Here is a 3,058-nt window from a genome sequence, read left to right on the forward strand (position 1 = left end):
CGGCGGTCGCGGCAGGCCGAAACGCAGCGCGTCGAACGAGGCCTCCAGATTGGCGCCGCCCTTGGGGCCGCGATGCACCGGCAGGCCCGACGGCTTGTCGATGATCAGCATCAAGCCGTCGCGATGGAGCACGCGGGCCAGGATCTCATCGGCTGTCAATTCGGGAACATCGAGCAATTGCAGGACCTTCGGGTCAAGTCTTTCGTTTAACGGCGGGAACGGCTAACACACCGCCACCATGAACGATACCACGTCAGATCCCCCCAAGCTGAGCTGGTGGCGCCGCCTGTCCAACGGGCTGAAGCGCACCTCGTCCTCACTCGGGACCGCGGTCGCCGACCTCGTCACCAAGCGCAAGCTCGACCGCGCCATGCTCGATGACATCGAGGACGTGCTGCTGCGCGCCGATCTCGGCACTTCCGTTGCGGTCCGGATTGCCGACGCGGTCGGCACCGGCCGCTACGACAAGGCGATCTCGGCGGACGAGGTGAAGGATGTCGTCGCGACCGAGGTCGAGAAGGTGCTGGCGCCGGTGGCGAGGCCGCTCGAGATCGACACCGCCAGGAAGCCGTTCGTGATTCTGGTGGTCGGGGTCAACGGCTCCGGCAAGACCACCACCATCGGAAAACTCTCGCAAAAATTCGCATCCGAAGGCCGCAAGGTGATGCTGGCCGCCGGTGACACGTTTCGCGCAGCCGCGATCGAACAGCTGAAGGTCTGGGGCGAACGCACGAAGACACCGGTCATCGCCGGGGCGCAGGGCTCGGATTCGGCGAGCCTCGCCTTCAACGCGCTCACCGCCGCGAAGGAGCAAAACGTCGACGTGCTCCTGATCGACACCGCCGGTCGCTTGCAAAACAAGGCCGAGCTGATGAACGAGCTCGAAAAGGTCGTGCGCGTGATCCGCAAGGTGGATGACACTGCGCCGCATGCCGTGCTGCTGGTGCTCGACGCCACCGTCGGCCAGAATGCGCTGTCGCAGGTCGAGGCCTTCCATCGCACCGCGGGGGTCACCGGCCTCGTGATGACCAAGCTCGACGGCACTGCGCGCGGCGGCATCCTGGTAGCGCTCGCCGAAAAATTCAAACTGCCGGTGCATTTCATCGGCGTCGGCGAAGGCGTCGACGATCTCGCGCCGTTCACCGCGCGCGATTTCGCCCGTGCCATAGCCGGAATCGAAAGCTGACGAATGGACAAGACCCAGCCGCATCCGCTGTTCAAGCTGGCGACCGAGCTCGGTCCGCTGCTCGTGTTCTTCTTCGTCAACGCCAAGTTCAATCTGTTCGCGGCCACCGGCGCCTTCATGGTCACGATCGTAGCGGCGATGGCGGCGTCCTATGTGGTGACGCGTCACATCCCGATCATGGCGATCGTCACAGGCGTGATCGTGCTGGTGTTCGGCACGCTGACGCTGGTGCTGCACGACGAGACCTTCATCAAGGTCAAGCCGACCATCATCTACGGCCTGTTCGCCGCGATCCTCGGCGGTGGCCTTTTGTTCGGCCGCTCCTTCATCGCCGTGATGTTCGACCAGATGTTCAATTTGACGCCGCAGGGCTGGCGCATCCTCACGCTGCGCTGGGCGCTGTTCTTCGCCGGCATGGCGGTGCTGAACGAGATCGTCTGGCGTACGCAAAGCACGGACTTCTGGGTCAACTTCAAGGTGTTCGGCGTGACGCCGATCACGATGATCTTCGCCATCGCCCAGATGCCGCTGACCAAGCGCTATCACCTCGATCCGGTGTCGCTGGAGGCAAGCGAGGCCGAGGCGGGGGATGTACGGAAGGGGTAAGTCTCCCCACTCGTCATTGCGAGCGAAGCGAAGCAATCCAGAATCTTTCCGCGGAGGGATTCTGGATTGCTTCGTCGCATCAGCGCAAAATTGCTACGCAATTTTGTCGCGGGCTCCTCGCAATGACGGTCTTGGCTAAGATCCCGCCTTCAATGCCTTCTCCATCTGCGGCAACAACACCGTCCGCAGATTGTCCGGCGTGACCGGGCCGACCAGCTTGTAGACGATGGTGCCTTCGCGCCCGACGACGAAGGTCTCGGGAACGCCGTAGACGCCCCATTCGATCGAGGCGCGGCCGTTGGCGTCCACGCCGACGCGGCCGAACGGGTTGCCGTAGCGGCCGAGGAAGCGGCGCGCATTGTCGGCCGCGTCCTTGTAATTGATGCCGACCAGCTGGAAGCGCTTGTCTTTTGCCAGTTCGGTCAGGAGCGGTGCTTCGTCATGACAAGGCACGCACCAGGACGCCCAGACATTGACGAGACTGACCTTGCCCTTGAACGCGGCGGGATCGAGCCCCGGCACCGGCGCATTGTCAGCCTGCAATCCCTCGAGCGGCGGCAGCACGGTCTGCGGCGCGGGGCGGCCGATCAGCGCGGAGGGAATCCGCGAGGGATCGCCGCTGCCGAGCCGGAACCAGAACAGCAGCGCAAGGCCAATGAAGGCGATCAGCGGCAGCACCATCAGGAAGGTGCGGCGCTGCGGCGGTGCGGAGGTCGATTGTTCGCTCATGACGCGTCCATGGCGCTGCGACCGGAGCGGCGGGTGATGCCGCTGCGGTCGAGCTCGCGCAGGCGCTGCGTCTGGTTGCGATGGTCGAGCACGATCCAGCCGATCAGGATCGCGACCACGACGGCCGCTGCGGCGTAGGATGTCACGATGAAGGATGCATAAGGACCGAGCGACATCATCCTGCGGCCCCAACTTCTTTCGACGCGTTTTGTCCGCGCGAACCGGTGCCCGCTTCGCTCGAGAACGCCACACGGCTCGCCTGCATCATCTGCAGGGAACGGACGCGGCGGCGCAGGATCTCGTTGCGCATCGCCGCCAGGTGCAGCGTGACGAACAGCAGCGTGAAGGCGATCGCCATCACCAGCAGCGGAATCAGGAACGATTTGTCCAGCGCCGAGCCGCCCATGCGCATCACCGAAGCCGGCTGGTGCAGCGTGTTCCACCAGTCCACGGAGAATTTGATGATCGGCAGGTTGATCGCGCCGACCAGGGTCAGCACCGCGGCGGCGCGCGCCGCGCGCGAGGGACCGTCGACCG

General features: G+C 64.6%; 4 protein-coding genes and 2 pseudogenes. 2 read left to right on the top strand and 4 right to left on the bottom strand.

Annotated elements, in window-relative coordinates; translation table 11 throughout:
- Positions 1 to 177 (bottom strand): annotated as a pseudogene (locus MOV75_RS32620) (RNA pseudouridine synthase); the annotation flags it as partial.
- 61 nt (positions 178 to 238) lie between these two features.
- On the opposite strand from MOV75_RS32620, the gene ftsY reads away from it, so the two are divergent.
- Positions 239 to 1,186: a signal recognition particle-docking protein FtsY gene (gene ftsY / locus MOV75_RS32625; RefSeq protein ID WP_246930555.1), complete on the top strand. Its 948-nt coding sequence runs from the start codon at positions 239 to 241 to the stop codon at positions 1,184 to 1,186.
- 3 nt (positions 1,187 to 1,189) lie between these two features.
- On the top strand, positions 1,190 to 1,792 hold the full coding sequence (locus tag MOV75_RS32630) for a septation protein A (protein WP_247007381.1): 603 nt from the start codon (positions 1,190 to 1,192) through the stop codon (positions 1,790 to 1,792).
- 135 nt (positions 1,793 to 1,927) lie between these two features.
- Here the strand turns inward: MOV75_RS32630 and MOV75_RS32635 are convergent, their stop codons facing one another.
- The 3 genes and pseudogenes from MOV75_RS32635 to MOV75_RS32645 form a co-directional block, all read right to left on the bottom strand.
- Positions 1,928 to 2,521 carry a DsbE family thiol:disulfide interchange protein gene (locus MOV75_RS32635; protein WP_246930559.1) on the bottom strand — a complete coding sequence of 198 codons (594 nt, stop codon included), beginning with the start codon at positions 2,519 to 2,521 and terminating at the stop codon, positions 1,928 to 1,930.
- On the bottom strand, positions 2,518 to 2,700 hold the full coding sequence (gene ccmD, locus MOV75_RS32640; protein ID WP_246930561.1) for a heme exporter protein CcmD: 183 nt from the start codon (positions 2,698 to 2,700) through the stop codon (positions 2,518 to 2,520). Before ccmD ends, MOV75_RS32635 begins: the two co-directional genes overlap by 4 nt.
- Positions 2,697 to 3,058: pseudogene (locus MOV75_RS32645) on the bottom strand (heme transporter HemC); the annotation flags it as partial. The gene ccmD and the pseudogene MOV75_RS32645, both read right to left, overlap by 4 nt.

It is taken from the genome of Bradyrhizobium sp. PRIMUS42 (assembly GCF_023006515.1).
Classification (GTDB): Bacteria; Pseudomonadota; Alphaproteobacteria; order Rhizobiales; family Xanthobacteraceae; genus Bradyrhizobium.